At 65.6% G+C, this 1,245-nt stretch carries 1 protein-coding gene; it reads right to left on the bottom strand.

The genetic code is table 11. The features are described from left to right. Positions 1-180 precede the first annotated feature (180 nt). Positions 181-1,245: serine/threonine protein kinase (locus AC1DYI_RS36110; RefSeq protein ID WP_477208897.1), on the bottom strand; the 1,065-nt coding region annotated here is incomplete at its 5' end.

Raw genomic sequence — 1,245 nt, 5'->3', positions numbered from 1 at the left:
GGCGCAAGGCCTCGTTCAGCGCGCGTTCGGAGTCGGCGTATTGGCCTTCATCGTAGGCGCGCAGGCCGAGTTGCAGGTTGCGCTCCGCGCCATCATCGACTTTTGGGCTGGGCGCGACACAGCCAGTCAGCAAGACCAGCAAACTGGTCGAGATGAGGGCGGCGAATCGATGGGGAACGGTCATTGTTCGAAACGGTGCTTGATGACCACCGGTTGATCGGCAGAGACAGTGACCTGCCGCACCAGCGGCGGAAAGTCGCCGTTTCGAATTGTGATCGTGTGTGTGCCGCCCGGCAAACTGAGCCGATTCAGCGGTGGCGCGAGGCCGACAAAGTTGCCGTCCACCTCGATTTGTCCCCAGGGGCTGATCGCCAGTTGGATGGTGCCCGGCGGCAACGGAACCACCGGTTCGGGCTCGACGGCCACCGGCGCGGTCACCGCCGGGCGCTGCTTGCGATCCTTGGCGTTCGCCGTGGCGGGCTTGGGCTTCGGAGCTTCCTCGACGACCGGTGCGGCCACATCGGTCGGCACTTCCACTGCCGCTGAGGCGGCGTCAACTACTGCTGCGGCAGCTGATGCAGCGGTGTCAGGCAGCGGGGCAGGGGTGGAAATGGGCGCCGGCGCGGAGACAACCGGCACCTCATTCGTGTGCGTCGTATCGCTCGCCCACGGTTGCCAAGCTTGCAGCACTGCAGCGATAGCCGCGGCGCCTACGCCAAGGGCAATCAGTGTCAGGCGACGCCGGCGCACAGACTCGGGGCTTTCGATCAGGGCCCGAGCCTCGGGCTGTTCCAGCCAGTGGCGCAGCTCCATCGACAAGTGACGTGCCGACGGATAACGATCGCTCGGGCTGCGCGACATCGCGCGCGCGACGATGGCCGACAGCGAAGCCGGCACTTTCGAGTTGACCTGGCGGGCAAGCGGCGTCGGCGCGTTCAGCACGGCGTGGTTGATGTCGTCGATGGTCTGGCCCGTGAAAGGGCGTTGACCAGTCAACAACTCGAACAACACAACACCGAGCGAATAGACATCGCAGCGGCGATCGACCGCTTCGGCGCGCAGTTGCTCAGGCGCCAGATAGTAGGGCGAACCTGCGACCGGACCTTCGACCGACGGCGTTTCGCGGTGGGCGACGCGGGCGATGCCGAAGTCCAGCACCTTGGGTTGGCGCCGGCCGACCATGAAGATGTTGGCGGGTTTGATGTCGCAGTGCACCACGCCTTTGCCGTGGGCATAGGCCAAGGC

It is taken from the genome of Ideonella sp. P3_A4 (genome assembly GCF_056403075.1).
The sequence above is the reverse complement of the archived record's forward strand: the minus strand, read 5'-3'. Positions and strand labels throughout refer to the sequence as shown.